The sequence below is a fragment of the Synechococcus sp. MEDNS5 genome, from assembly GCF_014279875.1.
Lineage (GTDB): Bacteria > Cyanobacteriota > Cyanobacteriia > PCC-6307 > Cyanobiaceae > Synechococcus_C.
Genome location: NZ_CP047952.1, coordinates 269,574 through 295,430, shown reverse-complemented (window position 1 = coordinate 295,430; position 25,857 = coordinate 269,574). Strand labels below are relative to the sequence as shown.

25 protein-coding genes (1 of these 25 cut by a window edge) are annotated in these 25,857 nt (G+C 59.1%); 12 read left to right on the top strand and 13 right to left on the bottom strand.

Annotation, left to right across the window (positions count from 1 at the left end):
- Positions 1-2: 2 nt before the first annotated feature.
- Entirely contained in the window at positions 3-932 is a 930-nt protein-coding gene (locus tag SynMEDNS5_RS01215) for an MlaD family protein (protein ID WP_186583945.1), read from the bottom strand.
- A 3-nt stretch (positions 933-935) separates the two neighbouring features.
- Positions 936-1,679 carry an ABC transporter ATP-binding protein gene (locus SynMEDNS5_RS01210; protein WP_370593583.1) on the bottom strand — a complete coding sequence of 248 codons (744 nt, stop codon included), beginning with the start codon at positions 1,677-1,679 and terminating at the stop codon, positions 936-938.
- A 188-nt stretch (positions 1,680-1,867) separates the two neighbouring features.
- Here SynMEDNS5_RS01210 and yvcK point away from each other — a divergent pair, with 188 nt between their 5' ends.
- On the top strand, positions 1,868-3,289 hold the full coding sequence (gene yvcK / locus SynMEDNS5_RS01205; RefSeq protein WP_370593553.1) for a uridine diphosphate-N-acetylglucosamine-binding protein YvcK: 1,422 nt from the start codon (positions 1,868-1,870) through the stop codon (positions 3,287-3,289).
- On the opposite strand, the gene SynMEDNS5_RS01200 is transcribed toward yvcK, so the two are convergent.
- Genes SynMEDNS5_RS01200 through ndhC form a run of 3 tightly spaced genes read right to left on the bottom strand, consistent with a single transcriptional unit; the run spans position 3,286 to position 4,971 of the window.
- Positions 3,286-3,834, bottom strand: coding sequence for an NAD(P)H-quinone oxidoreductase subunit J (locus SynMEDNS5_RS01200; RefSeq protein WP_186583944.1), 549 nt, complete (start codon positions 3,832-3,834; stop codon positions 3,286-3,288). The genes yvcK and SynMEDNS5_RS01200 overlap by 4 nt on opposite strands.
- Positions 3,831-4,577 carry an NADH-quinone oxidoreductase subunit NuoB gene (gene nuoB, locus SynMEDNS5_RS01195; protein WP_186585770.1) on the bottom strand — a complete coding sequence of 249 codons (747 nt, stop codon included), beginning with the start codon at positions 4,575-4,577 and terminating at the stop codon, positions 3,831-3,833. The genes SynMEDNS5_RS01200 and nuoB overlap by 4 nt, the downstream gene beginning before the upstream one ends.
- Before the next feature lie 31 nt (positions 4,578-4,608).
- Positions 4,609-4,971, bottom strand: a complete 363-nt coding sequence (gene ndhC / locus SynMEDNS5_RS01190; RefSeq protein WP_006042402.1) for a photosynthetic/respiratory NAD(P)H-quinone oxidoreductase subunit C — start codon at positions 4,969-4,971, stop codon at positions 4,609-4,611.
- Between the two features lie 100 nt (positions 4,972-5,071).
- On the opposite strand from ndhC, the gene SynMEDNS5_RS01185 reads away from it, so the two are divergent.
- The 7 genes from SynMEDNS5_RS01185 to SynMEDNS5_RS01155 all read left to right on the top strand — a co-directional run bounded on the left by SynMEDNS5_RS01185 (position 5,072) and on the right by SynMEDNS5_RS01155 (position 7,986).
- Positions 5,072-5,488 (top strand): rubredoxin, encoded by a 417-nt coding sequence (locus SynMEDNS5_RS01185; RefSeq protein ID WP_186583943.1) that lies wholly within the window; start codon positions 5,072-5,074, stop codon positions 5,486-5,488.
- Positions 5,489-5,519: 31 nt separating this feature from the next.
- On the top strand, positions 5,520-6,530 hold the full coding sequence (locus tag SynMEDNS5_RS01180; RefSeq protein ID WP_186583942.1) for a photosynthesis system II assembly factor Ycf48: 1,011 nt from the start codon (positions 5,520-5,522) through the stop codon (positions 6,528-6,530).
- An 87-nt stretch (positions 6,531-6,617) separates the two neighbouring features.
- Positions 6,618-6,866, top strand: a complete 249-nt coding sequence (psbE, locus tag SynMEDNS5_RS01175; RefSeq protein ID WP_011932178.1) for a cytochrome b559 subunit alpha — start codon at positions 6,618-6,620, stop codon at positions 6,864-6,866.
- A gap of 10 nt (positions 6,867-6,876) precedes the next feature.
- The gene (psbF, locus tag SynMEDNS5_RS01170; RefSeq protein WP_011932177.1) at positions 6,877-7,014 is read left to right on the top strand and encodes a cytochrome b559 subunit beta; all 138 of its coding nucleotides are present in this window, start codon (positions 6,877-6,879) and stop codon (positions 7,012-7,014) included.
- 18 nt (positions 7,015-7,032) lie between these two features.
- Positions 7,033-7,152: a photosystem II reaction center protein L gene (locus SynMEDNS5_RS01165; RefSeq protein WP_006042407.1), complete on the top strand. Its 120-nt coding sequence runs from the start codon at positions 7,033-7,035 to the stop codon at positions 7,150-7,152.
- A gap of 11 nt (positions 7,153-7,163) precedes the next feature.
- Positions 7,164-7,364 (top strand): photosystem II reaction center protein J, encoded by a 201-nt coding sequence (locus SynMEDNS5_RS01160; protein ID WP_011932176.1) that lies wholly within the window; start codon positions 7,164-7,166, stop codon positions 7,362-7,364.
- A gap of 157 nt (positions 7,365-7,521) precedes the next feature.
- Positions 7,522-7,986, top strand: coding sequence for a hypothetical protein (locus SynMEDNS5_RS01155; RefSeq protein ID WP_186583941.1), 465 nt, complete (start codon positions 7,522-7,524; stop codon positions 7,984-7,986).
- On the opposite strand, the gene SynMEDNS5_RS01150 is transcribed toward SynMEDNS5_RS01155, so the two are convergent.
- Genes SynMEDNS5_RS01150 through SynMEDNS5_RS01130 form a run of 5 tightly spaced genes read right to left on the bottom strand, consistent with a single transcriptional unit; the run spans position 7,983 to position 13,788 of the window.
- On the bottom strand, positions 7,983-9,047 hold the full coding sequence (locus SynMEDNS5_RS01150; RefSeq protein ID WP_304623111.1) for an NAD-dependent epimerase: 1,065 nt from the start codon (positions 9,045-9,047) through the stop codon (positions 7,983-7,985). The genes SynMEDNS5_RS01155 and SynMEDNS5_RS01150 overlap by 4 nt on opposite strands.
- A complete protein-coding gene (locus tag SynMEDNS5_RS01145) occupies positions 9,044-10,474 on the bottom strand; it encodes a nucleotide sugar dehydrogenase (RefSeq protein WP_186583940.1) in 1,431 nt (476 codons plus the stop codon). Before SynMEDNS5_RS01145 ends, SynMEDNS5_RS01150 begins: the two co-directional genes overlap by 4 nt.
- Positions 10,475-10,515: 41 nt before the next feature.
- Positions 10,516-11,388, bottom strand: a complete 873-nt coding sequence (locus SynMEDNS5_RS01140) for a glycosyltransferase family A protein (RefSeq protein ID WP_186583939.1) — start codon at positions 11,386-11,388, stop codon at positions 10,516-10,518.
- 51 nt (positions 11,389-11,439) lie between these two features.
- Positions 11,440-12,750, bottom strand: a complete 1,311-nt coding sequence (gene hisS, locus SynMEDNS5_RS01135) for a histidine--tRNA ligase (RefSeq protein WP_186583938.1) — start codon at positions 12,748-12,750, stop codon at positions 11,440-11,442.
- 21 nt (positions 12,751-12,771) lie between these two features.
- On the bottom strand, positions 12,772-13,788 hold the full coding sequence (locus SynMEDNS5_RS01130) for a hypothetical protein (RefSeq protein WP_186583937.1): 1,017 nt from the start codon (positions 13,786-13,788) through the stop codon (positions 12,772-12,774).
- An 85-nt stretch (positions 13,789-13,873) separates the two neighbouring features.
- On the opposite strand from SynMEDNS5_RS01130, the gene SynMEDNS5_RS01125 reads away from it, so the two are divergent.
- Positions 13,874-14,137, top strand: a complete 264-nt coding sequence (locus SynMEDNS5_RS01125; protein WP_186583936.1) for a Nif11-like leader peptide family RiPP precursor — start codon at positions 13,874-13,876, stop codon at positions 14,135-14,137.
- Here SynMEDNS5_RS01125 and SynMEDNS5_RS01120 read toward each other — a convergent pair.
- The 3 genes from SynMEDNS5_RS01120 to SynMEDNS5_RS01110 all read right to left on the bottom strand — a co-directional run bounded on the left by SynMEDNS5_RS01120 (position 14,119) and on the right by SynMEDNS5_RS01110 (position 16,807).
- Positions 14,119-15,678: a hypothetical protein gene (locus SynMEDNS5_RS01120; RefSeq protein ID WP_255440224.1), complete on the bottom strand. Its 1,560-nt coding sequence runs from the start codon at positions 15,676-15,678 to the stop codon at positions 14,119-14,121. The genes SynMEDNS5_RS01125 and SynMEDNS5_RS01120 overlap by 19 nt on opposite strands.
- 514 nt (positions 15,679-16,192) lie before the next feature.
- Positions 16,193-16,501 (bottom strand): hypothetical protein, encoded by a 309-nt coding sequence (locus SynMEDNS5_RS01115; RefSeq protein ID WP_186583935.1) that lies wholly within the window; start codon positions 16,499-16,501, stop codon positions 16,193-16,195.
- 81 nt (positions 16,502-16,582) lie between these two features.
- Positions 16,583-16,807, bottom strand: coding sequence for a hypothetical protein (locus SynMEDNS5_RS01110; RefSeq protein ID WP_186583934.1), 225 nt, complete (start codon positions 16,805-16,807; stop codon positions 16,583-16,585).
- A gap of 134 nt (positions 16,808-16,941) precedes the next feature.
- Between SynMEDNS5_RS01110 and SynMEDNS5_RS01105 the strand changes: the two genes are divergently transcribed.
- From SynMEDNS5_RS01105 to SynMEDNS5_RS01095, 3 genes are all read left to right on the top strand, one after another.
- The gene (locus tag SynMEDNS5_RS01105; RefSeq protein WP_186583933.1) at positions 16,942-17,316 is read left to right on the top strand and encodes a DUF6447 family protein; all 375 of its coding nucleotides are present in this window, start codon (positions 16,942-16,944) and stop codon (positions 17,314-17,316) included.
- 338 nt (positions 17,317-17,654) lie between these two features.
- Positions 17,655-20,609 (top strand): hypothetical protein, encoded by a 2,955-nt coding sequence (locus tag SynMEDNS5_RS01100; protein ID WP_186583932.1) that lies wholly within the window; start codon positions 17,655-17,657, stop codon positions 20,607-20,609.
- On the top strand, positions 20,606-25,857 hold the start of the coding sequence (locus SynMEDNS5_RS01095) for an autotransporter outer membrane beta-barrel domain-containing protein (RefSeq protein ID WP_186583931.1). 20,347 nt of this gene lie beyond the right edge of the window; 5,252 of the gene's 25,599 nt are visible here — the first part of the coding sequence; the start codon lies at positions 20,606-20,608; its stop codon lies off the right edge, out of view. Before SynMEDNS5_RS01100 ends, SynMEDNS5_RS01095 begins: the two co-directional genes overlap by 4 nt.

Sequence of the window (25,857 nt, the reverse complement as noted above, 5' to 3'; positions counted from 1 at the left end):
CGCTAGTTCGAGGTACCTGTCTTGGCCGGGTAGACCTCATCGAAGAAGGCGCCGAGGCCGATCATCACGCTGCGCAGGCCTTGCATGAACTGACGGTCATCCGTGAGCTGTTCGATGTCTCCGCCCACCGCATCGATGCGGGCCGTGAGGACCTTGGCATTTGTGACGGTCTGCTTGAGATCACTCACCGTTTCCGGATTATCAAACGCCTTGGCGAGATTGTTGATGCTGGCTGCCGCAGAGGCGGCTTCGGCTGTGGCCCGATTGAGGTTATCGATCGTGGGCTGGGCACGGGAGACCTCAGCGCGCAGTTGCTGAACGAGAGCATCAACGTTTTGGGCTGCCACGTCGGCGGTGTCGAGGAATTTGGAGGCGTCCTGGCTGGTCGTTCCGAACTCCTTGGTGGATTTCACCAGTTCAGGGATCAGGTTGGTTTTCTGCGCCTGATCGAGCAGTTTCTCCAAACTGGCGGTCACCGACGTGAGGCTGGATCCCGACTGGCCGCGAATCGTGGCACCGTCGCACAGCAGCCCACTGTTTTTGCACCTGCGCGATTTGGGGGATGGAGCATCCTTGATCAGCGTTGAACTCGTGGTTTTCAGTTCAACCTGGGCGTCACCACCGAGCAAGGACGCCTCCGAAACGGTGGCCGTAACCGGCAGAGGAAGTTTGAGGTCGTCTTGGTTGATTTCAAGCGTGGCCCTCACCGCCTGAGGAGTCACTTCAATGGATCGCACCGTTCCCACGGTGATTCCCCTGAAGGTGACGGGTGAGCGGTCAGCCAGACCACCGGCATTCTGAAAATCCGCCTGAACCGTCCAGGTTTCCGAGCCCAGACGCACACCCCTCAGCCAGAGCATGGTGCCTGCAAATCCGGCGATCGCTCCAACAAGCGAAAAACCAACGAGGGCTTCGCGAACACTACGGCGCATGAATTAGTGGTCGGAGGGTTGCATCGGTCCGCGCAGATTACCCGTCCTGAACTGAACGACGTAAGGATTGTCTGAATTGCGGTATTCCTCAACGGTTCCATCCCACTGGAAGCGCCCGCCATACAGCATCACGATCCGTTCCGCTGAGCGCTCAATCGTGCTGTGCACGTGACTCACCACCACCGAACAGCCACGGGCCACGGTGGTGGTTTTCACGATCAGATCTTCAATCCGTGTGGAGGCCACCGGATCCAGGCCGGCGGTGGGCTCGTCGTAGAGAAGCAGGGGCATGGCCCCCTCCTCCCGGTCAGGATCATCGATCAGGGCCCGGGCGAAGCTCACCCGTTTCTGCATGCCGCCACTCAACTGTCCTGGGTACTTGTCGGCCACTTCATGAAGCCCGACAGCTTCCAGGCACTGCTGCACCCGCTCTCTGATCTGGGCTGGATTGAGGCGTCCCAGGCGTGTCAGCAAAAAACCAACGTTCTCCTCCACCGTGAGAGACGCCAGCAGAGCAGGGTTCTGAAACACCAGTCGCACATCCGGGGGGCGGCGCTGGTCGAGACGCAGGTAGGTCTGCGGTTCACCGAAGAGGCGCAGTTCACCACCCGTTGGCAACTGCAGACCGGCTAGTAGACGCAACACCGTGGATTTACCGGCACCGGAGGGACCGACAACAGCAATCCGCTCGCCCGGTTTCATGGTGAGCGACACACGATCGAGCACGGGCCGGGGGCCCCATTGCATGGTGAGGTCGCGCAACTCCACCACGGGCGTCTGGGTTGATGCTGGGGTTGAGCTCGGCCGGCTCATCAGGGGCCGCGTGGCAAGTTGCACCATCCTGCCGCGTTTGGCATTGGGGGATGGCCATTGGGGCCAGCTTCCGTAGAGTTTGCTGATTGCAAGGGATGCGAACCCCTCGCTTCGGATCGCACTTGACCAGTCCTCCACGCCGCGGAAACCGTCAACGCATCCGCGCGATGCAGGCGCAGCGGCAGCGCGATCTGATGCTGCGCTCCCGGAGAGCCATGCGCTGGCTGCAGCCCGGACTGGTGGTGAAGCGCTGGCTGCTCACCTCAGGCATCGGACTGGTGCTGGCTCTGCTCGGCGCAGCCGTGTGGGCCGACCTGCAGCCGATTTACTGGACTCTCTGGGCCATCCAGGAAGCCCTTGGCTGGATCACACGGGTAATGCCCCGTGGATTCACGGGTCCTCTCCTGTTGCTCTTGGGGATCGGTCTACTTCTCTGGGGCCAAAGCCGCAGCTTCGGGTCGATCCAACAGGCTCTTGCTCCTGAAAAAGACACCGTTCTGGTGGATGCTCTACGCGCCAAGAGCCGGCTGAACCGCGGACCGAACATCGTGGCCATCGGCGGTGGCACCGGTTTGTCCACCCTGCTCAGTGGTTTGAAGCGCTACAGCAGCCATATCACCGCCATTGTCACGGTGGCCGACGACGGAGGCAGCAGCGGCGTGCTGCGCCGCGAACTTGGGGTTCAACCACCGGGCGACATCCGCAATTGTCTGGCTGCCCTTTCCACCGAAGAGCCGCTGTTAACGCGCCTGTTTCAGTACCGCTTCTCCTCGGGAACAGGACTGGAAGGCCACAGCTTCGGCAACCTCTTTCTCTCGGCACTGACAGCGATTACAGGCAATCTCGAAACGGCCATCACCGCCTCGAGCCGCGTGCTGGCCGTACAGGGCCAGGTGGTACCGGCCACCAATGCCGATGTACGGCTGTGGGCAGAACTGGAGGACGGGCGCCGGATCGAGGGGGAATCCGCCATCGGCAAAGCGCCGAGCCCGATTGTGCGTCTGGGCTGTTTGCCGGAGCGACCACCGGCTCTCCCGAGAGCTCTGGAGGCCATTTCCCAGGCAGATCTGATCCTGCTGGGACCAGGGAGCCTGTACACCTCACTGCTTCCGAATCTGCTGGTGCCCGAACTGGTCACAGCGATTCAACGCAGCCGTGCTCCAAGGCTTTACATCTGCAATCTGATGACCCAGCCCGGTGAAACCGATGGGCTCGATGTGAGCGGCCATCTGCGGGCGATCGAAGCGCAGTTGGCCTCTCTCGGCATCAATCAGCGGCTGTTCGACGCAGTGCTGGCCCAGGAAGCGATCGCGGATTCTCCTTTGATCGCTCACTACCGATCCAGAGGTGCTGAACCGGTTGTCTGCAACCGTCGGCAGTTGATCGTCGAGGGGTACGACGTGATGGAGGCCCCACTTCAGGGCAGCAGACCCACGGCCACCCTGCGACACGATCCACGTTCCCTGGCACTGGCTGTGATGCGCTTCTACCGAAAACACAAAAAAGATGTTCAGGGATCAGCGTCCCAGCAAGCGGCTCACTAGTAAGCGTCCTGCATTTCGTAGAAATCAGGTTGCACGTAGTCCTTGCGCAGGGGCCAGCCAGTCCAATCTTCTGGCATGAGCAGGCGCTTGGGATGGGGATGGCCTTCGAACTGAATGCCGAACATGTCGAAGGTTTCCCGCTCCTGCCAGTCGGCACCTCGGAAGAGCCCATAGAGGCTGGGAACGCTGGGCTGCCCTTCACGGGACAGGAACACTTTCAAGCGCACCTCTCGCACCTGGTCGGCGCCACCTTCGGTGACTTCCGCCATGGCCAGCAAGTGGTAGAAGCACACCAGTCGCTCTCCGGGACCTTCGTCGTAGCCGCCCTGGCATTGCAGATAATCAAACCCATGGCTCTTAAGTGCCGCAGCGATCACTGGCAGAAACAGAGCCTCAACAGCGATCTGCTCAACACCCACGTGATCGGGCTCAAGCAACTCATGCTCGAAGCCCTGCTGGCTGAGCCATTGGCTGACGGGGCCAGGGACAGGGGCCACGGCCACTGGAGCGTCAGCATTCACTTGCTTGTCAGGAGTGGTACTCATGAGGGCTCAGATGTTTGAACAGCGTCCGCGGTTTCCAGGGCGGGCATGGGCAGGCCCGCGCCAGGCTTGAGCGCAGCCACCTGGGTTTCAGCACGAAGATAGGCACCCGTCACGATGGGTTCCACTGGGGTCATCGCGTGCGCAACGGTGCAATACCGGTGGGTCTGCTTCAGCTGACGACGATCGGCAACGGATTCGTTGGCCACCTTCTTTCTGAGCTTGATCACCGCATCAAAGATCGCCTCCGGGCGGGGGGGGCAACCGGGCATGTAGAGATCCACGGGAATGAGCTTGTCGACGCCGCGCACAGCTGTTGTGGAATCGGCACTGAACATCCCACCGGTGATCGTGCAGGCGCCCATGGCAATGACATACTTCGGCTCAGGCATCTGTTCGTAGAGCCGCACCAGGGCCGGAGCCATTTTCATCGTCACCGTGCCAGCCACGATGAGCAGATCGGCTTGGCGCGGTGAGCTGCGAGGCACAAGCCCGAAACGATCGAAATCGAAACGGGACCCGAGCAACGCCGCAAATTCAATGAAGCAGCAAGCCGTGCCGTAGAGAAGCGGCCAGAGGCTGCTCAAGCGGGCCCAGTTGTGGAGATCATCAAGGCTGGTGAGAATCACGTTCTCACTCAGGTCCTGAGTCACCGTGGGGACGCCGTCGGCAGCACCAGCAACAGGCCCGCAGCTGGCCTCGCGCAGATCGCGCAGCGCCTGAATGGAAGGGGAGTCTCCGGCCATGGCAGAACGATCAGGGGATGAGGTCATGGGGTCAGCTCCACTCCAGAGCGCCCTTGCGCCAGGCGTAGGCGAGAGCCACCACGAGGATGGCGATGAAAATCAGCGCTTCGATGAACGCCAGCAAGCCCAGGCGGTGGAAGGCCACTGCCCAGGGATACAGAAACACTGTCTCCACATCGAAGATCACGAAGACCAGCGCAAACATGTAATAGCGGATGTTGAACTGAATCCAGGCACCGCCAATAGGCTCCATCCCGGATTCGTAAGTGAGCTGTCGCTCTCCGGCCTGACTGCGGGGAGCCAGCAGTTTGTTGGTCACCAACGCCAGCACAGGAACGGCTGCTGCGATCAGCAGAAAGCCGAGGAAGGCGTCGTATCCCGGAAGCACAAACATCCAAGGGGCTCCGATCTGCGGGTCAGTCTGGCATTTGCAGGCGCCATCTGACGTTTGCCGTGATCACGCCGATAGAGTGATGCAGCCCGGATGAGCGACGGTGAGCGAGAAATCACAGGCCCCAGACAACGTTGCAGCTGCGGACGCCGAATCCGGAGCTCCCCAGGCGCCCGCCGAACAGACCCTCGCCGAAGCGACTGATCCGCGCACGCACCGTTTCGAATGCCGCAGTTGTGGCTACGTGTACGACCCCGATGAGGGGGTGAAGAAGCTGGCGATCGCCAGCGGCACCGCCTTTGAAGATCTGGATGCAGCCAGCTTCCGATGCCCGGTATGCCGCAGCAGGGTCGGCGCCTTCCGCGACATCGGCCCCCGTTCCAAGGCCAGTGGCTTCGAGGAGAACCTCAACTACGGCCTGGGCGTCAATCGCCTCACGCCGGGACAGAAGAATGTTCTGATCTTCGGTGGCCTGCTTCTCGGCTTTGCCTTTTTCCTTTCGCTGTACTCCCTGCGTTGATCGCGTCGCCCCGTTGTTTTCTGTGCCCGGCATGTCTTCTCTGCTCAAATCCCTGATCCAGCTCGTGCTGGTGGCCTGCATCGGCTTCGGCCTTGGCGGCTGTGTCACCACCCGTGTTCCGGTGGCCACGAGCAGTCCCTGGCAGGTTGTGGATCTCAACACCGACGCCAATCCTCTGGATGTGGCCTTCACCAGTGCGGATCACGGCTTTCTGGTGGGCAGCAACCGCTTGATCCTTGAAACCAACGACGGTGGTTCCAGTTGGAACGAACGCAGCCTTGATCTCCCCGATGAGGAGAACTTCCGCCTGCTCAGCATCGCCTTTGAAGGTGAGGACGGCTGGATCGCAGGCCAGCCTGGCCTGCTGATGCACACCACCGATGGCGGCCAGAACTGGACCCGCTTGTTCCTGGACACCAAGCTTCCTGGTGAGCCTTACCTGATCACCGCCCTGGGACCTGACAGCGCTGAACTGGCCACCAACGTTGGTGCGGTTTATCGCACCCGCGATGGCGGCGGCAGTTGGGAAGCGGAGGTGAGTGATGCAGCAGGTGCGGTGCGCGACCTGCGCCGCAGTGCTGACGGCGGCTACGTGAGTGTGAGCAGCCTGGGCAATTTCTACGCCACCTGGATTCCCGGGCAAGAGGTTTGGCAGGTGCACCAGCGCGTGAGCAGCCAGAGGCTTCAAAGCATTGGCTACCAGCCGGATGGAAACCTCTGGATGGTGGCCCGGGGCGCTCAGATCCGTCTCAATGACAACTCTGAGGACCCTGAGAGCTGGAACAAGCCAATCATTCCCATCACCAACGGCTACGGCTATATGGACATGGCCTGGTCGAACGATGGCGCCATCTGGGCCGGTGGCGGCAACGGCACCCTGCTGGTGAGCCGTGATGGAGGCGACAGCTGGGAGCGCGACCCCGAAAGCCGGCAGGCACCGACCAATTTCAATCGCTTCGTCTTCGACGACAGTGAAGGGCAGGAGCACGCGTTTCTCCTCGGGGAGCGTGGCTTGCTGCTGCACTGGACGGCGGTGAGCTGAGGACAACGCTTCGTAACCATGGGGAGGCGCCGGCCGCGATGGCCGGAGCCCTACCCCTAGGATCACCATGCTGATACGCCCGAAGTCATGGCCGCCGGCTCCACCGGGGAACGCCCGTTTTTCGAGATCATCACCAGCATCCGCTACTGGGTGATCCACGCCATCACATTGCCCTCCATCTTTTTGGCGGGTTTCCTGTTTGTGTCCACCGGCCTGGCCTACGACGCTTTCGGAACTCCCCGTCCTGACGCCTACTTCCAGGCCACCGAAAGCAAAGCTCCGGTCGTGAGCCAGCGCTACGAGGGCAAGTCTCAACTCGACGACCGTCTGCAATAAAGCCTGAACCATGACCCAATCCCCCGCCACATCCACACCGCGCAACTATCCGATCTTCACGGTGCGTTGGCTCGCTGTTCACACCCTGGGTGTACCAACCGTGTTTTTCCTTGGCGCCCTGGCCGCCATGCAGTTCATCCGTCGTTGATTCCTTCCTGACATCCCCATGGAGCGCAATCCCAACCCCAACAACCTGCCGGTTGAGCTGAACCGCACAAGCCTCTATCTCGGCTTGTTGGTGGTGTTCACCACGGGCATCCTCTTCTCCAGCTACTTCTTCAACTGAGGACTCCAATCATGAGTGGTAAGAAATCAGGTCTTCCTGACGGCCGCATTCCCGATCGCCTTCCTGATGGTCGCCCTGCTGTGGCCTGGCGTTCCCGCTGGACTGAAGGCACCCTGCCCCTCTGGCTCGTGGCTACTGCCGGTGGCATGGCTGTGCTGTTCGTGGTGGGCCTGTTCTTCTACGGCTCCTACACGGGTGTTGGTTCCGCCTGAATCCCTGGATCATTTTCGAGACAAGTCAGACTCACTTCTTCCGCCTGTGTGATCAGGCGGAATTTTTTTTACGGTCTCAAACTCTGGTGATCAGCGCACTCTGGCCACTTTTTTGATCTCATCCATCCCATAAGCTGATTCCAGATGCATGGGTCCCATGGTTGCCGTCCCTCAGGGCCGCCCCGTTCCCAGCGCAAAGAGCACTGGCCGTCGCAACCGTCGCCCGAAGCGTCGCGAACTGTTCTGCCCAGCCCATCCCGAGCAACGGATCGAGGGCAACGGCAAAAAGTATTTCCTGCACCTGCTTAGCCCCGAAGAGCTCCAGCAGCGCGGAATGTCCGCGAAGCGAGCCCAACTGATCATCCATGCCTATCCGGTACTGGTGCTGAGCAATGAATGGCTCGAGGAGCTGTTCTGCCCCCAGTGCGGCACATCACGATGGTGCCACGTCATCAAGCACGACCGTGTAGAGCACACGGTGCGCTGGGCACCCCGTAACCTCTGGGAACAGGTAGCCCATGTGGACCCCACCGTGGCCAACCCGACCGCGAGCGAATACAGCCGCCGGGAAGCGCGACGTCATCGCCAGAAACGAGTCGATGGCAAGCGGTTTTACGACTAAGCCTTGTAAAACTCCCGATACCAGCAAGCGAAGCGCTCCACACCATCTTCGATCGGAGTGGAAGGCTTGAAGCCCACCCAGGCTTCCAGGGCGGCTGTATCAGCGGCTGTCGCCACCACATCCCCCGGCTGCATTGGCTGAAACTGCTTGATCGCCTCCCGCCCGAGTGCCTGCTCCATCACCTCGATGAAGCGCAGAAGCTCCGTGGGCTGGCTGTTGCCGATGTTGAACACGCGATGAGGAGCCGCTGCCGTGGCTGGATCGGGCGCCATCGGGTCGAACTCGGGATTGGCGGTGGCCGGCTTGTCGCAGCAGCGAAGCACCCCCTCCACGATGTCGTCGATGTACGTGAAGTCGCGCTGCATTTTGCCGTGGTTGAACACTTTGATCGGCTCACCAGCGAGGATGGCCTTGGCGAACAACATCGGCGCCATATCAGGCCGGCCCCAAGGGCCATAGACGGTAAAGAAGCGCAGACCGGTGGCGGGCAGACCATAAAGATGGCTGTAGGTGTGGGCCATGAGCTCATTGGCCTTCTTGCTGGCCGCATAGAGGCTTACCGGGTGGTTCACCGGCTGTCGCTCATGGAAAGGGAGATTGCGGTTACCGCCGTATACCGAACTGCTGGAGGCATACACCAGGTTCTCCACACCGTGATGCCGGCAACCTTCGAGGATGTTGCCGAAGCCCACCAGATTGCTCTGGATGTAAGCGGCAGGATTCTCGAGGGAGTAACGCACGCCGGCCTGGGCGGCGAGATTCACCACCACCTCGGGCCGCTCAGCGGCAAACAGGTCCATCAGCGCCCCGCCCTCCTCCAGAGCCAGGGGTTCAAAGCGCCAACGACCGGCCGATGCCGTGGCCGCCACCGCATCGATGCGCGCAAGGCGGGCGCGCTTGAGCGCCGGGTCGTAGTAGCTGTTGAGGTTGTCGATGCCGATCACCCGCTCGCCCCGCTCCAGCAGGCGCAGACAGAGATCAGCGCCGATGAAGCCTGCGGCGCCGGTCACCAGAACGGTTCTCATGGCTGTTCCCTCGCTCATGGATGTTCCCTCGCTCATGGTTGGCCCTCGCCGATGCGCCAGAGCTTCAGGCCGGCGGCATGCACCTGATCGGGATCCACCACCGAGCGCGCATCGAACACCCAGGCGGGCTGACGCATGCGCTGGGCAAGATCAGTCCAGTCGAGCTGCCGGTACTGGTTCCACTCCGTGAGAATCAACACGGAATCAGCCCCTTCCAGGGCAGCCGCCACAGACGCGCTCGGCCACCAGGTGCCCTCGCCGCTGAGAGAGGCTCGGGTGGGGCCAGACTCGGCATTAGGGGCTTCACTGGCGGGCAGGCTCAGATCGCGGGCGATCTGCTCGGGCTCCACCTTGGGATCGTGGATTGCCAGTTGCGCCCCTTCCTCCAGCAGGTCCTTGGCGATGCGGATCGCCGGCGCTTCGCGGGTGTCGTTGGTGTCGGCCTTGAAGGCAAAGCCAAGGATCGCCAGGCGCTTGCCGGTCACGGTGCCGAAAAGCTTCTGCACCACCAGGCGTGCAATCCGGTGCTGCTGCCAGGTGTTGAGCTGCACCACCGATTCCCAGTAATCGGCCACATCCGGCAGACCGAAATGACGGCAGAGATACACCAGATTGAGAATGTCCTTCTGAAAGCAGCTGCCCCCGAAGCCAGGGCCGGCATTGAGGAATTTGGGACCGATGCGGCTGTCGGTGCCGATCGCCCGGGCCACCTCGCGCACATCCGCGCCGGTGGCTTCGCAGAGGGCCGCCACGGAATTGATCGAACTGATGCGCTGGGCCAGAAAGGCATTGGCGGTGAGCTTGGAGAGCTCACTGCTCCAGAGGTTGGTGCGGAGAATGCGCTCCTGCGGAACCCAGTGGCTATACACGCAGGCCAGGGCATCGATTGCCTCGGGGTGCTCGCCGCCGATCAACACGCGATCGGGTGATTCCAGGTCAGGGATGGCGGTGCCTTCGGCGAGGAATTCCGGATTGGAGAGAACGGCGAAGGAGCGATCTCCCCCGGACGCTTCCGCCGAGGCCAGGATCGCCTTAATCGCTTCAGCGGTGCGCACCGGCAGGGTGCTCTTCTCCACCACGATCGTGTGGCCGGTGGCGGACTTGGCCACCTGGCGAGCACAGGCCTCAACCCAGCGCAGATCACTGGCCTGGCCGGCACCCAGGCCCTTCGTTTTGGTGGGGGTGTTCACAGAAATGAACACCATGTCGGCCGCAGCGATGGCCTCATCCACAGCCGTGGAAAAGCGCAGATTGCGGCCCCGGGCACGGCCCACCACGGCATCCAGGCCGGGTTCGTACACCGGCAGCTTGCTGAGGTCGGCATCATTCCAGGCGTCGATACGCGCCTGGTTGATGTCCACCACCGTCACCTGCACGCCGGGGCAGCGGTCGGCAATCACGGCCATGGTTGGCCCGCCCACATAGCCGGCGCCAATGCAGCAAATGGAGCGAATCGAAGGCACGAGCAATACGGTGAAGGGTGGTGTTGATAGAGCCTCAACGGCTAGGACTGTTCTGCAATCGGAGACAGCCGAGGGCCACTGAGGCTAGACCCCTGATGAACAGTACCGGCAGCACCTGATGCACTCGCCGGCGTGGTGAGAGCCAGGTGCAGACCGGTTCGGCGATACACATCCCCGGGGTCGAATTGAGCTCGAAGACGGCCCCAATCGATGTCATGAACGTCTTCAGGCACAGGGCGACCAAGCGCCTGATACCCCCAGCTGTAGTGGGCTGTAAAGACCACACTGGGTTGGTGGGTGCCGGCCATCACCAAGCCGTAGTCATCAATTGCCTGCCGTATGAAGCGATCGCAAATAGGGCCCAAATAGGGGGGCATCATTCCCCAAAGCGGCAACACCCTGAAGGCTGATGGATAAAACACATACGACGATGTATCCACATGACGAAGCCCTAAATCTTCCTCAGGCAGCCCTGGAATCAACGTGCCATCAGGGAGGGCACATTCACGCCCCATCGCCAACACATCGGCACTGGGATGACGATGGCGCAGCGTCACCACAGCGCTGATATGCCAAGGATGGAACCAGTTATCGGCATCTAGAAAAAGAATGGGCCAATAGCCCTGATTAATGGCTGAGATCGCCCCGATGCAACGGGGCGTGTTGCCGTTATCGCCATGCCCCCTCGCCAAGCTGATGTGCTCGACATCCCAGCCCTCGATTTCCGGCCGAGCAAAGCCATCCGCCACCATCACATGGCGGAGAGGCCAGTCCCCTTCTTGCGCAAGGCAACTGCGATGGCAGCGCTCCAGAACCTCTAAAGATTCTTTGTAGTAAGGCGTGATGACCGCAGCCCCCCGAGGACCCATCACCTGAGCGCCGCCGAACCGCCGCGAAAAGTCATCGAAAGCCATGGGCGAAAACTCCCTGCTCAAAGGGCTGAGATCGAAGCCGCACCAGAACTATCACCCCTTTCTGAGCTGAGCCACAAGTGCATCGAGATCATTGAGACTCCAGTCCGCCTGGGGGAATGCCGTCTCAGCTCCGGAGGCAGCCTGAAGCGCTTTCAACCGAACGACGCCACGGGCCGCCTCCTCATCGCCCAGCACGAGGGCAAATGCAGCACCACTGCGGTCAGCACGCTTGAACTGCTTGCCAAAGGCTGAACCGGATTCATCCCTTTCAACAACCAAACCAAAGCCACGAAGACGACGACACAGCACCAACGCCTGATGAGTCGCGGCATCGCCCCGATTCACCACATACACATCCGGTGCAGCCGGCTGAACCAAGCGAGAGGCTCTCCCTGACGGATTGGCCTCTGCTGCCGCCGCCAGGACCAGCAGCAAACGTTCCATGCCCAAAGCCCAACCAATGGCGGGCGTTGGTCCACCCCCCAGCTGCTCAACCAGCCCGTCGTAACGCCCACCACCGCAGACCGTGGCCTGAGCTCCAAGTTGATCGCTAGTGATTTCAAATGCTGTATGGCCGTAGTAGTCCAGACCACGCACCAAACGAGGATTGAGCTGATAAGGAATTGCTAGAGCATCGAGAGCCTCAATAACCGCTTGGTGACGCTCCCGGCTCTCATCACACAAGCTTTGTTCCAACATCGGGGCGTCCTGGAGTAGGGACTGCGTTTCGGGGATCTTGCTATCGAGAATGCGCAAGGGATTCGTGTTCAAACGTTGCTGAGAATCGGCATCCAAATGCTCCCGCCGCGCGTCAAGCCAGTTCACAAGTGTGGTGCGATACGCCTTGCGATCAGCAGGGGTGCCCAGGCTGTTGAGCTCCAAAGCCAGACCTTCAACTCCACAATCCGCAAGCAAATCCCAAGCCAAAGCGATCACTTCGGCATCACTGACAGGTGATGCAACTCCGAGCCACTCCACTCCAATTTGATGAAACTGACGCTGACGACCTGCCTGAGGCCGCTCATAGCGGAACATCGGCCCGGCGTACCACAGCCGCTGACCGCCTTGGGCAAGAAGGCCATGCTGCAAGGCTGCTCGCACGACGGAAGCCGTTCCCTCTGGCCTAAGGGTGCAAGAGCGCTCACCACGATCCTGAAAGCTGTACATCTCCTTACCCACCACATCAGTGGCTTCACCGATGCCACGGGCAAACAACTCAGTGACCTCGAGCAAAGGCGTGCGGATCTCGAGGCACCCCGACCGCCGAAAATGGCTACGGGCCATTGATTCCACCGCCTGCCAGCGCTGGGTTTGCCCGGGCAAGAGATCAACCATGCCGCGCAGGCTTTGCAGTTGCGTCATGGCAACGGAAAACAACTGCGATCAGTTTGCCGGTGAGCTGTCTTTCGGCTTACGGCGAGAAGCGCGCGTGGGCTTCGAGGCTGATTGCTCATTAGCAGCTGGCTTGGCTGTCGTCTTGGGAGCAGCCTTCGTCTTGGGAGCAGCCTTCGTCTTGGGAGCAGCCTTCGTCTTGGGAGCAGCCTTCGTCTTGGGAGCAGCCTTTGCCTTCGAAGCAGCCTTTGCCTTCGAAGCAACCTTTGCTGGAGCATCATGTGTAGCGCTTGCTTGAGTGACCGATGCTGAGCCTTCGGTCGAACTGGATGTTGAAGCGGAAGGCGCACTCAGTGGAGAAGTGGAAGCCGCTGCAGCTGGAGCCGTAAGCTGCGCGCTAAGACGGGCTAGAAGCGAAGCTTGGGCAGCCTCTGAGAAGGCATATGACCCTATGTGAGTGAGGGCGAAACGCTTGGAAATAAAGATTTTTCCGCCAAGGGATCGCCAACGATTACAAAAAAGCCAGTCTTCACTCATAAATACTTTCTCTCCAAATAGCCCGCATTCGAAAAAGGCATAGAGATGTTGATTAATGGAAGGGTCTAACCCGCAGTCATCGATATACTTCAACTCCGGCATCGCTTTCGCCATTCGCGAGAATACATTTTTTTTCAGCAGCAAAAACCCGGTCCCAATACGCTCAACTTCAGCCTTCACGTCATCAGCAATCCCACCAACAATTGGGTTGATCACATAGTCGATGGGCAAGCTTTTCTTTGGATAACCACCACCAATCACATCCACATCCTCTTGCAGAAGCATCAGGATATATTCCGGATCAAAACCTATATCTGCATCTAGGAACATTAAATGAGTGGCACGGGGGTTATGCATTGCCCGTGCCACCAATGCATTACGTCCTCGAGGGATCAGGCTTTCGTTCACCAAGGTGTCCAAGCTCCACTCCAAGCCCCATTGGGGTGCACGTGCGATAAAACGGACAAAACTCGTGAAGGTAGCTTCCGAAATCTGACCGCCATAGCAAGGAATCAGAAAATGGATATGCACGATGATCGGGCAAAGCAGAGCAATCTTATGGGAATTTCAGCGAAGCAATGGCAAAATTCCCGAGATTGCCTGAACCAGTACTGACGTGGCCGTTAAGGATCTTCAATCATTCCTTGCCAAAGTTGAGCAGGATCCCAATCTTCAAGAGCAGCTCAGTCAGCTCGACCTGCTTGGAATTTTAAAGCTAGCCGAACAGCAAGGATTCCAAGTGAGAGCTGCAGATCTTCTCAGAGCTCAGGCTGAGCAAATCATGGCCATGAGCGACGACGAGCTCGATCTCTTGGTGGAAGGAGGGCTTGACGACCTATTCGATATGAATGACTTTCAGGCTTACCTAGAACGCACCTGAGCCGCTAATAGCAAAGCAGCTGCCAAACAACCCTGATTCTCTGGTGCCAATGCCCCTTCCATTCCTCCAGACCAGATCCAGCGCTCCTGGCCCCTGGGATCGCAGCAATCCGGATCCGGCAGTTGCATCACCAGCAGCTCGCTGAAGCTTTTCGGCGAAATGAGCAGATGATCTATCTTGGCCAAGGCAATCTGTTGCTCCTCCGAGGTGCCGTGCACCAGTTGCATCAACGAACGCGAGAAGATCAACAAACCCTCGGCACGATCTGGAGGCATCTGCGCACGAACCGCAGGACTGAGCTGTTGAGCGATCACGCGCTCAACAGCAAACCGCGGGAGAGCTCCTCTAGGGAGAAGGCTGAGCATCAACCCATCCAAAGGCCACCAGTAGCTCTTGAATTGGTTCAATTCCAATCGCCCTCGCAATAACGCCAACGCCTGCGTGGCATCGGGCAACTCATGGGTAGCCGCGAGATTCGCTAGAACACAGTCGTGAGGCGAGCACCAGCCATTCAGCGCTGATGTTGGCCGCTGAATGTAAGCCGCTATAGCCTGAGGTGTTGCGTAAGTGCGAATGCCGACTTGCGGACGCCACGCTTCCTCGAGGTAAGCATCCAAAGACGAAGATGACGGCAGCCCTAGGGCCACAAGGCAGCGTTTCAACCACAGCGAACTATCGGAATCCGCTGGTGTGGCTTGGCAGTAGCCAACAGGAGCCGGTGCGTCCAGAATTGCCTTCATGCTCTTGCACTGACGCGCGTAGGCACCACGCAAGCGAGGGTGTTGGCGCCAAGGCGCCAACAATGTGAGGCAGGCCAACGGAACCCAGAGATCCGATGATCCAGGGTTGAGGGCAAACCCCGTCCATCTGTCTGCCTCAACTAAAAGGTCAAGTGCATGATGCACAGCCGGCGAATTCTTGCTTGATGTGGAACCGCCATAAGAAGCATGCGATTTTGCTCTCGAAGCAGCAACCATCACGCCGAGATAAGCCTTGTGATCGACCAATTCACCAGCCTCCACAACCAGCTTTTGATGACTTAGGCCTCCTCGGAGAGACAGGGTCTGCACTCCGAACTCAACTGCAGGAGCATGCACGCTTTTCCGCATCAAGGCCGCTAGACGCTTTGGAGGCAAATAGGCTGGGTTCTCAGGCCATCTTGGCCATTGACCTGGCTCGGCGGGAACCTCACCTGGATAGGCAGTCACAGTGTGTTCTTGGCGGTAACGAGGGAAGACCTCGATGGCGTAGCGATCGACAGGACGATGTCTACTATCAAGAGCTAATGCAATAGGGCAGCCCTGCAAGGCATGAGTCACATCATCCGGGAATCGCAAAGCCGAACACAAACTTTTAGGTTTTGACACGCCAAACAGAAAACGCCAACAACCTGAATCAACACTGAAGTCCACGCCAAGTTGATCTAAACCGTCAATCGGCAGAGCATCAACTGCATCCCACCAATCGACGCTAGGCAACGGCAAGCGCTGCCGCAAAGTTTCAGGGAATGCAACATGGATTCGCTTTAATCGCAGTTTCATCTGGGCAACGGACCAGGGCTGCATTGTCCGCCGAAAAAGGAGAAAAGGCTGACCTGCTCCCCGCCGAGGTGGCTGGGTGTACTCCACCCAGGTGGCTTGGTCAAACCAAACGTCTTCCCCATGCAGGGATTGGAAGAAAGGACTGAGATCCGTGAGTTGCAAGCCACCAGCAAAGCTGCCATCGGCCTGAAGGAGAGGAGCAAGCAAGGCCCTCCAACGCAAGAGTCGTCGACTCAATAACAAAACAGCCATTTGAGGCTTACGACGAATCCCTCGCCTCGAAACCTCAAGCCCAATCGCTGGAGCCTCAACCGGACTCAACCCCGCCAAAAAAGAGCGTTGCAAGTCAGACGGTGCGAGAGTGTCAAAGAGATTGGCTAGCTCTGAACCATCGCGCCAAAACGTGCTCCAGCTCCCTCGCATGCCGATCCCACTCTGGGCAGACATAATGGCAGCCTGATCAAGGAGTGGCATGACCTCGGCAAACTTGCAGGGGATTATGCGTGAATTCTGCTCAATTCAAAAATTGGCAGTGATCACTGATTTGATCGCCAAAAACAACGCCGACTCTCAGAGCCAAGGCCGCGGCACCAGCCTCGAGGACAGTGTGCGCAGTTATGGCCAACAGTGGGATTTTCGGGAAAACATCTGGAGAGAACAAACCACAATCAGCACCTGGTTGCTGGAAGAAGAACCAGCACAACTCGCCGCCAATCTCCTTGGTACCGATCGCATCTGGCTGTTGCGGGATCAGACCTACTTCAAAAAACCTGGCAGCCAACGAACACCGTGGCACCAGGATGCCATGTTCATCCCAGTTCAAGGATGCACATTTCTAACTCTCTGGATTCCTCTGAGTCCGATCCATACTGAAAGAGATTCACCCCTGGAATATTGGTCACCTCTAGCTCCCGCCTGTCAGTTCCTCGATGGCGGAAGCGCGAAAGCCAGTTACGTGAAACATCAACACAGATGGAGCAATGGGGGCTGGACGCACCTCACCACCGTTGGCCTCAAGCCTGGTGACTGCAGTTTTCACGATGGTTGGACCATTCATGGCAGCGATGAGCACAAGGCCCTGGAGGACCGACTCGCTTTTGTCGCTGTGTACGGATGCGGAGAAGGACATCTGCAACTGGCGCCTGCCATGCCCCATGCCCCACGCCAATTACGCGATCAAGTTCATTTGCTGAGAAACGGTCTACATCACTCGTGTTTTCAAGGTCTTCAAGAGGGGGATCCTGTCCCCAGTCATCACAATCCTTGGATTCGTTGTTTACCATCGGCAAAATTACCCATACAATCGGCCGACACTACAAAACCATCATGAGCGATTTCGAGAACGTTCAGGACAACACGGCGGTCAGCGAGCAATCCACTGGTAGTGATCAGCAGACCTTGACTCTCGATGGTCGCGTCTATCCCATGAATGCACTGCCAGCAGAAGCCATCAATGTTCTCAACGACCTCATTCGCTCTGAGACCGAATTGAACGAGCATCGTTTCCGGATGCGTCAGTTGTCTGCAGCACAACAAACCCTGACCGTTGCCTTGAACAAATTGGTTGAAAACGCTGGTATTGCGCCAATTTCCACAATCGAGAATAACGAAAGCAACAGCAAAGAAGAAGCAGCCTGAGCTTTAAGCCTGAAAAAGACTCAAAGAAATCGTCATACTTTAAGCAACCATAGATCAAAAACATATAAACAACAGATAATGACTGAGATTGGATAAATTATAGTTAGTCTTGAATTGCGCCTTTTTCTTGTAGGACAAACTCTAAGGCTATTGAATGAGTCCCGGAAGTCCAAATACAAGACAAATCAACCTTAATGCGTTGAAAAAGCGAACTGCTTATTCACGATTTCCAGAAATTTCGTTCACAAGGAAGAAAATCCCTTAGTCTCTCTTCGTTGGGTAGACAAGTGAACCGTCGCACATCGTCAGCTCTAGCGCTTCTTCCTGCCTTCCTACTAATGGCGGGCAAGACGACGAGTGTGCTGGCCCAGACTGGGGTTAGTTCCGGAAGTTATCAATCACCACCTTCTGCTGCCCTGCTTCAGGGCACCGGTGGACCTGGCAATAGCCAAGGATATGACGCTTGGAGCAGCACCGGGCGTACGGGGGGTACCGGAGGCCAGGGTCCAGCGATCACCCAAACCGTCACCGGTTCTTTCAATTCGACAGTTGGTTCTCGATCTACTGGCGGCGCCGGTGGTACTGGCGGCACTTCTGTAGGCAATGGTGGAGCTGGGGGTCAGGGCGGATCTCCTGGAAATGTTCAAGTCACAATCAGTTCAGGGGCTTCCATCACCGTTTCCACGTCCAGTGGAAATCCGATTGCAAGTGTGCAGTCTTCGGCAATAGCAGGAAATGGCGGCAACGGCGGTGGCGCTGGGTTAGCAGGGGGTGGGGCTGGCGGAGCTGGAGGGTCTTCAACCGGCCAAACATCGTCCATCACTGTGCAATCAGGTGGTTCCGTTAACGTCACCAATAGATCATCAGGTGGCGCAATTGGTGTTCTTTCTCAGAACACTGGAGGCATTGGTGGAAAGGGTGGTCGCGGGACTTTTGCCAGTGGTGGTGCAGGTGGCACTGGTGGTTATTCAGGAGTATCGACAGCCAATAATGAGGGCAACATCGTTGTGTCCTCATCCGGAACCCGGGGTGGCGCCGGAATCTTGGTGCAGTCAGTTGGCGGGCAGGGCGGCACCGCAGGTTCGGGCGGCGTACTCGTTACTTTCGGCGGGCTTGGGGGCACCGGTGGGCTTGCTGGAGACGTAACGGCGTTCAATTCCGGAGCAATTACCACCTCCGGAGGGAGCACCCCAGGGATCAATGCTCAATCTGTTGGCGGCGGTGGCGGGGCCGTTCCATCGAGCGTGTCGTTACTCAACCTTGGAACTCAACAAGGTGGGATAGGCGGCGGCGCAGGTTCAGCAAGTGCCTCAATGACCGGCGGATCCATCACCACCTCTGGACTTAATTCTCAAGGCATCATTGTCCAGGCGATTGGTGGTGGTGGTGGCTCGATCGGCACACAAACATCACTCATCACACTCGGGGGCGAGGCCGGTAACGGCGGTGCTGGTGGTAACGCCAACCTCACCTTCAGTGGTGGCAGGATTACGACGCGGGGAGACCTCGCCACTGGTGTCCTCGTGCAATCCGTGGGCGGTGGTGGTGGATCCGGCGGAACCAGTAACGGCATTATTTCCTTCGGTTCCGAAGGCGGCGGCGGCGGCAATGGTGGAACGGCCACCGCCTTGATGGGGAATGGCTCGATTAGCACCTCTGGTCAGTTCGCTCCGGGTGCCATTGTTCAATCCATCGGTGGTGGTGGTGGAAACGGCGGCAATGCCAACTCAGTCGGCTCCATCAGTGTGTCCGTTGGAGGCTCTGGTGCTGCTGGAGGAACTGGCGGGTCGAGCTCCTTATTCGGCATCAACGGAGCTGAACCCATTGAAATCACGACCCAGGGATCGAACTCTCCAGGCGTATTGGTTCAATCGATCGGTGGGGGTGGCGGAAATGGTGGTAGCAGCACATCTGTTGCTGCAGGCGGCATATCCGTAAGCGTCTCCGTCGGCGGTTCCGGTGGCTCTGGTGCTGTTGGAGGCGATGTCACGATCGGGAGCACGAGCACTCCCTTCCTCGCTTCGATCACCACTGGTGTTGAAGGCGATCCCGACAAAGGCGAGTTCTCACCTGGCATTAACGCCCAGTCCATCGGTGGTGGTGGTGGTTCCGGTGGCTCAGCCACATCAGTGTCCGTCGGTGGTATCAGCGTTTCCACCAGTGTTGGCGGCTCCGGTGGCACAGGAGCCAATTCTGGAACCGTCGATGTTGACGCGGGTGGAGCGATTACCACGTATGGCTTCATGTCTCCCGGCCTCACTGCTGCGAGCATTGGAGGCGGCGGTGGATCAGGCGGTAATTCCGTCAGTGTCTCGGCGGGGCTTGGAGCTGTTTCGCCATCCATCGGTGGCAGTGGCAATGCCGGTGGTAGCGGAAACACCGTCGATGTCGATTACAGCGGCACCATCTCGACATTTGGACAATTTTCACCAGGCGTCAGCATCAGCAGCATCGGCGGTGGTGGTGGTGCCGGGGGTAGCTCTGTCAGCGCATCGGCATCTCCAGCGATTTCGGTAGGCGTTGCAGTTGGCGGCAGCGGTTCGTCAGGCGGATCAGCGGGCACTGCCACCGGCACCATTGCCGGAAACATCAGCACAGCTGAGAGCTTCTCACCTGGAATCATCATCCAGTCCGTTGGCGGTGGTGGTGGCTCGGGTGGTTCAGCCACTTCGGGAGCCATCTCAGTTAGCCCAGCGGGGTCAGCTGCCGTTTCCGTTGGCATCGGAGGCTCCGGCGGTCAAGGCGGTTTTGGGCGTGACGTCAACCTCACTTATCGCGACGGAGCCATCCGAACAGCAACCGCAGCTGAGACTTCATTCTCCCCAGGAATCCTGGCTCAGTCGATCGGTGGTGGTGGTGGCAATGGCGGCCGAGCATCCACCGGATCAGCCGCTGTGGGTGGAGGGGGAATTACCGCCAATTTTGCGATCGGTGGTGCAGGGGGTTCTGGTGTTAACAGCGGCACCGTGAACCTGGCACTGCAAAACGCCGATATTTTCACGGGCATCCAAGGCCAATCCGACAGGGGCGCCTTCTCTCCAGGGATCCTCGCCCAATCCATCGGTGGTGGCGGTGGACAAGGCGGCTCCACCGTGAATGTGCAACTTCAGGTGGTGGCGCCGGGGGGATCAATCTCGGGGGATCGGTCGGTGGCTCTGGTGGAAGCGGAGCGAACAGTGGCAACGTCACGGTCAGCACCCAGTCCGGGACCATTGCCACGTTTGGTGAGCAATCCTCGGGCATTTACGCCCAGTCGATCGGCGGGGGTGGTGGCAACGGCGGAACCAGTGTGAACATCCAAGCCTCCGGTGGAGGAGCCGGCATCAATGTGGGGGCCACCGTTGGCGGAAGCGGGGCAGGGGGCGGAAATGCTGGCGCCGTGACGGTGAATAGCGGCAGCATCATTCGAACCGAGCAGGTTCGCTCTTACGGAATCTTTGCCCAGTCCGTCGGAGGTGGCGGTGGTTCAGGTGGTAACGCGATTAGTGCGTCCGCATCCGTTGGCGCTGCAGCTGTAAATGCCAATGCGGCGGTTGGAGGCAGTGGCAGTGGTGGGGGCAGTGGCAGCTCCGTGAGCGTGACGTCATCGGGCGCAAGCATCACCACGCTCAAGAATCTGTCCACAGCTCTCTACGCACAGTCGGTAGGCGGTGGCGGCGGCGCAGGCGGCAGTGCCATGAACTTCCAAGTTGCTGGAGGCTACTTTGCTGGCGTCAACGCTGGAGTGACCCTCGGTGGTGATGGGGGGCGCGGCGGCAGTGGTGGCAACGTCACAGTGAGCAATTCCTCTGTGCTGAGCACCTTCGGCGACAGCTCCAGAGGTTTGTTTGCTCAATCTGTTGGTGGATCAGGCGGTGATGGGGGGAACGCAATCGCCGGGCAGTTGTCCATCAGCGGTCAGGGTGCCTCGGTGAATGCCAGTGCCAGCGTCGGCGGAACGGCAGGCAGTGGCGCCACTGCAGGCAACGTCACGGTCAACAACAGCGGTGCCATCACCACTTTCGGAAGTAACGCAGCCGCTCTCTTCGCCCAGTCGGTCGGTGGCTCTGGTGGTTCCGGAGGTTCTGCACTCAATCTCCAACTGGCCTTCACAGGGCAGGGTGCCGCAGTCAACGCTGGCGCCACCGTGGGTGGTGGTGGTGGCAGCGGTGGTCGTTCCGGCAATGTCTCAGTGACGAACTCGGGTGTGATCGACACCACAAGCGATAACGCTGGAGGCATCTTTGCCCAATCTGTCGGTGGCGGTGGCGGATCAGGTGGTAATGCCCTAACCGGACAACTCTCCTTCTCCGCACAAGGAGCATCCGTGAATGCCGGTGCTGCTGTTGGAGGTAAGGGAGGTAGCGGCAACACGTCAGGGAACGTGACCGTTGTCAACAGTGGCACTTCGATCACGACGCGAGGGAGTCAAGCGCCAGCTATTTATGCCCAATCCGTGGGTGGTTCAGGCGGAGCTGGAGGCTCAGCGCTCACAGCGTCCTTAGCCATCAGCGCTGACGGTGTTCCCATTAGTGCCCAAGCCACCGTGGGTGGCAAAGGTGGTTCCGGTGGGCGTGCAGGCAATGTTGCTCTAACCAACAGCGCCAACATCAGTACGGGCAGCGTGATGTCGTCGTCTGCACTGGGTCGTGATTACATCGCTGGGGCCTATTCCTACGGCCTCTTCGGACAGTCTGTTGGCGGGGGCGGGGGCACAGGTGGCTCTGTCCTGCAGGCCAACATCACAGCTGGAGGAGATGTTGCCGTTTCTGCAGGAGCAGCTGTAGGAGGCCAAGGTGGCTCAGGGAACACCGCCGGCAATGTCACTCTCGTCAATACTGCGACAAGCCTGTCGACTCTCGGCGACTTCGCCACAGGAATCCTGGCTCAGTCCGTTGGTGGTGGCGGTGGTACGGGGGGCTCTGCTCTCAACATTCAGGGTTCAGGAAGTGATACGGCCATTACGGTTGGCGTAACCCTCGGCGGCGATGGGGGCACGGGTGCATCCGCTGGGAATGTATCGGTCACCAACAACGCCAACATCTCCACCGGAACGCTGTTCACCGATGATGTGATTTATGGCGGCAACGCCTACGGCATCTATGCCCAATCCGTGGGTGGTGGCGGTGGCTCAGGTGGCGAGGCCATAGCCGGCAACCTGGCTCTCTCCCAGAGCGCATCCGTCAATGTCGGAGTCAGCCTGGGCGGAAACGGAAGCACTGGCGGTAACAGCGGAGCTGTGACGGTCAATAACACCGGTGACATCACCACCCGTGGTGATCAAGCCGCAGCGCTCTATGCCCAATCTCTGGGTGGTGGAGGTGGCTCCGGCGGCCGTGTGATCAATGTGCAGCTCGCGGGATCAGGCGATGGCACATCAATTAATGCTGGTGCGGCTGTCGGTGGAAAGGGTCGCGGCGGCGGTAACGGCGGTGATGTCACGGTTACAAGCAGCGGCAACCTCAGTACAGGTGCAGTCAGCAGCGACACCCTGTACGGCAGCTACGGCACCGGCATCTTTGCCCAGTCCATTGGCGGTGGTGGAGGTGCTGGCGGTAGTGCCATTAATGCCCAACTCTCCGCAGGCTTTGGAGGTGATCCAGCGGTCAACGCAGCTGTGAATATTGGTGGCGGCGGCGGCACTGGCGGTACTGCTGGCAGGGTTTCAATCACCAACACCGGCACTTCGATCAGAACACTGGGTGATTTCGCCAGTGGAATTCTCGGTCAATCCATTGGTGGTGGCGGTGGAGTCGGCGGCAACGTTCTCAATATTCAGGCAGCAATTGCAGGCGGCGATGGCGGAACCGCCGTGAATATGGGCGTCAACATTGGAGGCGAGGGAGGCACAGGAGCAAGTGCCAATTCAGTTTCGATCTCCAACAATGCCACCATTAATACCGGTGCACTTTTCGACGAAGAGATTTACGGAAGCAACTCTTACGGAATCTTCGCCCAATCCGTTGGTGGCGGTGGTGGTGCTGGTGGCAATGCCTGGTCTGGTGGATTAAGTCTGTCTCAAGGCGATTCTGTCAACCTCGGCGTCAGCCTCGGTGGTCGTGGAAGCAGTGGTGGCATCGGTGGATCCGTAACAGTTACAAACTCCGGTGCGATCACCACACTGGATAGTCAAAGTTCAGCGATCTATGCCCAATCACTTGGCGGTGGCGGTGGCGCTGGCGGCCAGGTTGTCAATGTTCAAGCCAACCTTTCCTCAGGCGGAAAAACTATCAATGCAGGTGCCAACGTAGGCGGAGATGGTGGCAGTGGATCCAACGGTGGTGATGTCACCGTGACCAACTCGGGCTCAATCAGCACCGGCGTTAATAACGACAACACCATTTACGGAGAGTTCTCCTATGGCATCTATGCCCAATCCGTGGGTGGTGGTGGTGGCAGCGGCGGTGGTTCGATCAATGCGTCTCTCTCTGCATCAAAAACCGATCCATCGATCAATGTCGGCGTCAACATCGGTGGCACTGGTGCCGCAGGTGGTCGGGGCAGCAACGTCACCGTCCTCAACACCGCTGAAACAATTACAACCCTCGGTAACTACGCCGCTGGCATCGTTGCCCAGTCGATCGGGGGCGGTGGCGGTTCAGGCGGGAATGTCCTCAACCTGCAAGCCACCGCCACCAATTCCGATGAAGTCGCCATCACGGCGGGGGTCAACCTGGGCGGCTCTGGTGGTGCCGGAAGTTCAGCGGGCAATGTGACGGTCTCGTCGAGCAGCGCCATAACTACTGGTGCTGAAACCTCAGGTGGCACTGTCACCGGCGACTTCGCTTACGGCATCCTTGCGCAGTCCATCGGTGGCGGTGGCGGAACGGGTGGCTCCACGGCTAACTATTCAGCCACCGTTTCTAAATCAGGCAGTCCAATCAGTCTTGGAGCCAATATTGCAAGTGCTGGAGGCCCTGGCGGCTCCGCAGGAAATGTCGTTGTCAATGTGTCCGGTGCCATCAGCACCACCGGCCAACAGGCAACTGGTCTACTCGCCCAATCCGTTGGTGGCGGTGGTGGTGCTGGTGGCAACAGCGAATCCTTCAATCTCACCGCTTCGAAAGAAGGAGACGACACAATCCAAGGCAGCATCAACGTCAATCTGGGCGGCACCGGAGGGACTGGTGCAACGTCCGGCAATGTGACGGTTCAGCCAGACACCACCGGCAACAATCTCACCATTCAAACTAAAGGTGCGCTTGCCTATGGATTAGTTGCCCAATCGGTTGGCGGTGGTGGAGGTGCTGGCGGTAGTGCCAGCAACAGGAGTTACAACAAAAGTGAATCCAGCTATTCGTTTGGAGCCAGCGCCATTCTCGGAGGAGGTGGTGGTACCGCCGGAAATTCAGGCGCAGTAAGGGTTGGGAATGGAACGACCAATCCCCTCGATCTCACGATCACGACTGCCGGTGACAGCGCCATCGGCTTCTTGGCACAGTCTGTCGGCGGCGGCGGTGGTGCAGGTGGTGGGGCGAGCACTGACAATCAGGGTGGTGCACTCAACGTCAACTTCAGCATGGGCGCCCGCGGTGGCGCCGGTGGCAATGCTGGAGCCGTCACAGTTAATTCCTTGGCCGACATCGTCACCCTGGGTGACAATGCAGCCGGCTTCATCGCCCAATCCATCGGCGGCGGCGGTGGTACTGGTGGAAGCACCACCACACGTTCGAGTGCATCCGCTCCATCAGGGAACTCAAGTTCATCGTCGAGTTCAAGCTCGAGCAGTGGTGACAGCTCCTCCGATTCCGGAAATTCGAGCTTCAGCTTCGGTGCCAGTGTCAGCGTCTCAGGCAACGGAGGAGGCGGTGGTAACGCCAGTGCGGTGTCTGTCGGCTATGGGGGCAACATCGCGACCAGCGGGTCTTCAGCCGACGGCTTATTCCTCCAGTCGGTGGGGGGCGGTGGTGGCACCGGTGGTTCATCCCTGAGCGACGCCTCAGCATCCGGCGGCAGCAGTGTTTCTGGATCTGTGTCTTTTGCCATGGGAGGCTCCGGGGGCTCTGGAGGCTCTGGCGGATCCGTGAGCCTGATTGGATTGGATCCAATCAATGTGCTGACTCGTGGTGATTCCTCGGTTGGAATCACCCTCCAGAGCTTGGGTGGCGGTGGTGGACGAGCAGGTGACGTCAAAACCACTACCTCGACTGACTCCAACGCCAACTTCACATTTGGAGCTTCCGCTGGTGTTGGAGGGTCTGGTGGTTCCGGAGGATCTGCCAGCAATGTGAGCTTTGGATCCAGCTCCAATGTCATCAATTCCGCCATCACCACGTTTGGCGACAATGCAACTGCGTTACTGCTCCAATCAGTTGGCGGCGGCGGTGGAATTGGCTCGACCACCAACAATGGATCGTCTGCCGGAAATCTCTCTGTCTCCTTCGGCCTAGGCGGAAAGGGCGGAAACGGTGGCGGAGCAGGCAGCGTCAATCTTTTTGCAGACGGCACCTTCCTCACCTCTGGCCAATACGCCACGGGTGTGTTGCTTCAATCCGTTGGTGGTGGTGGTGGCGCCGGAGGCTCCGTCACCTCCAATGCGTCCTCTCAAGCGAAAACAGCCAA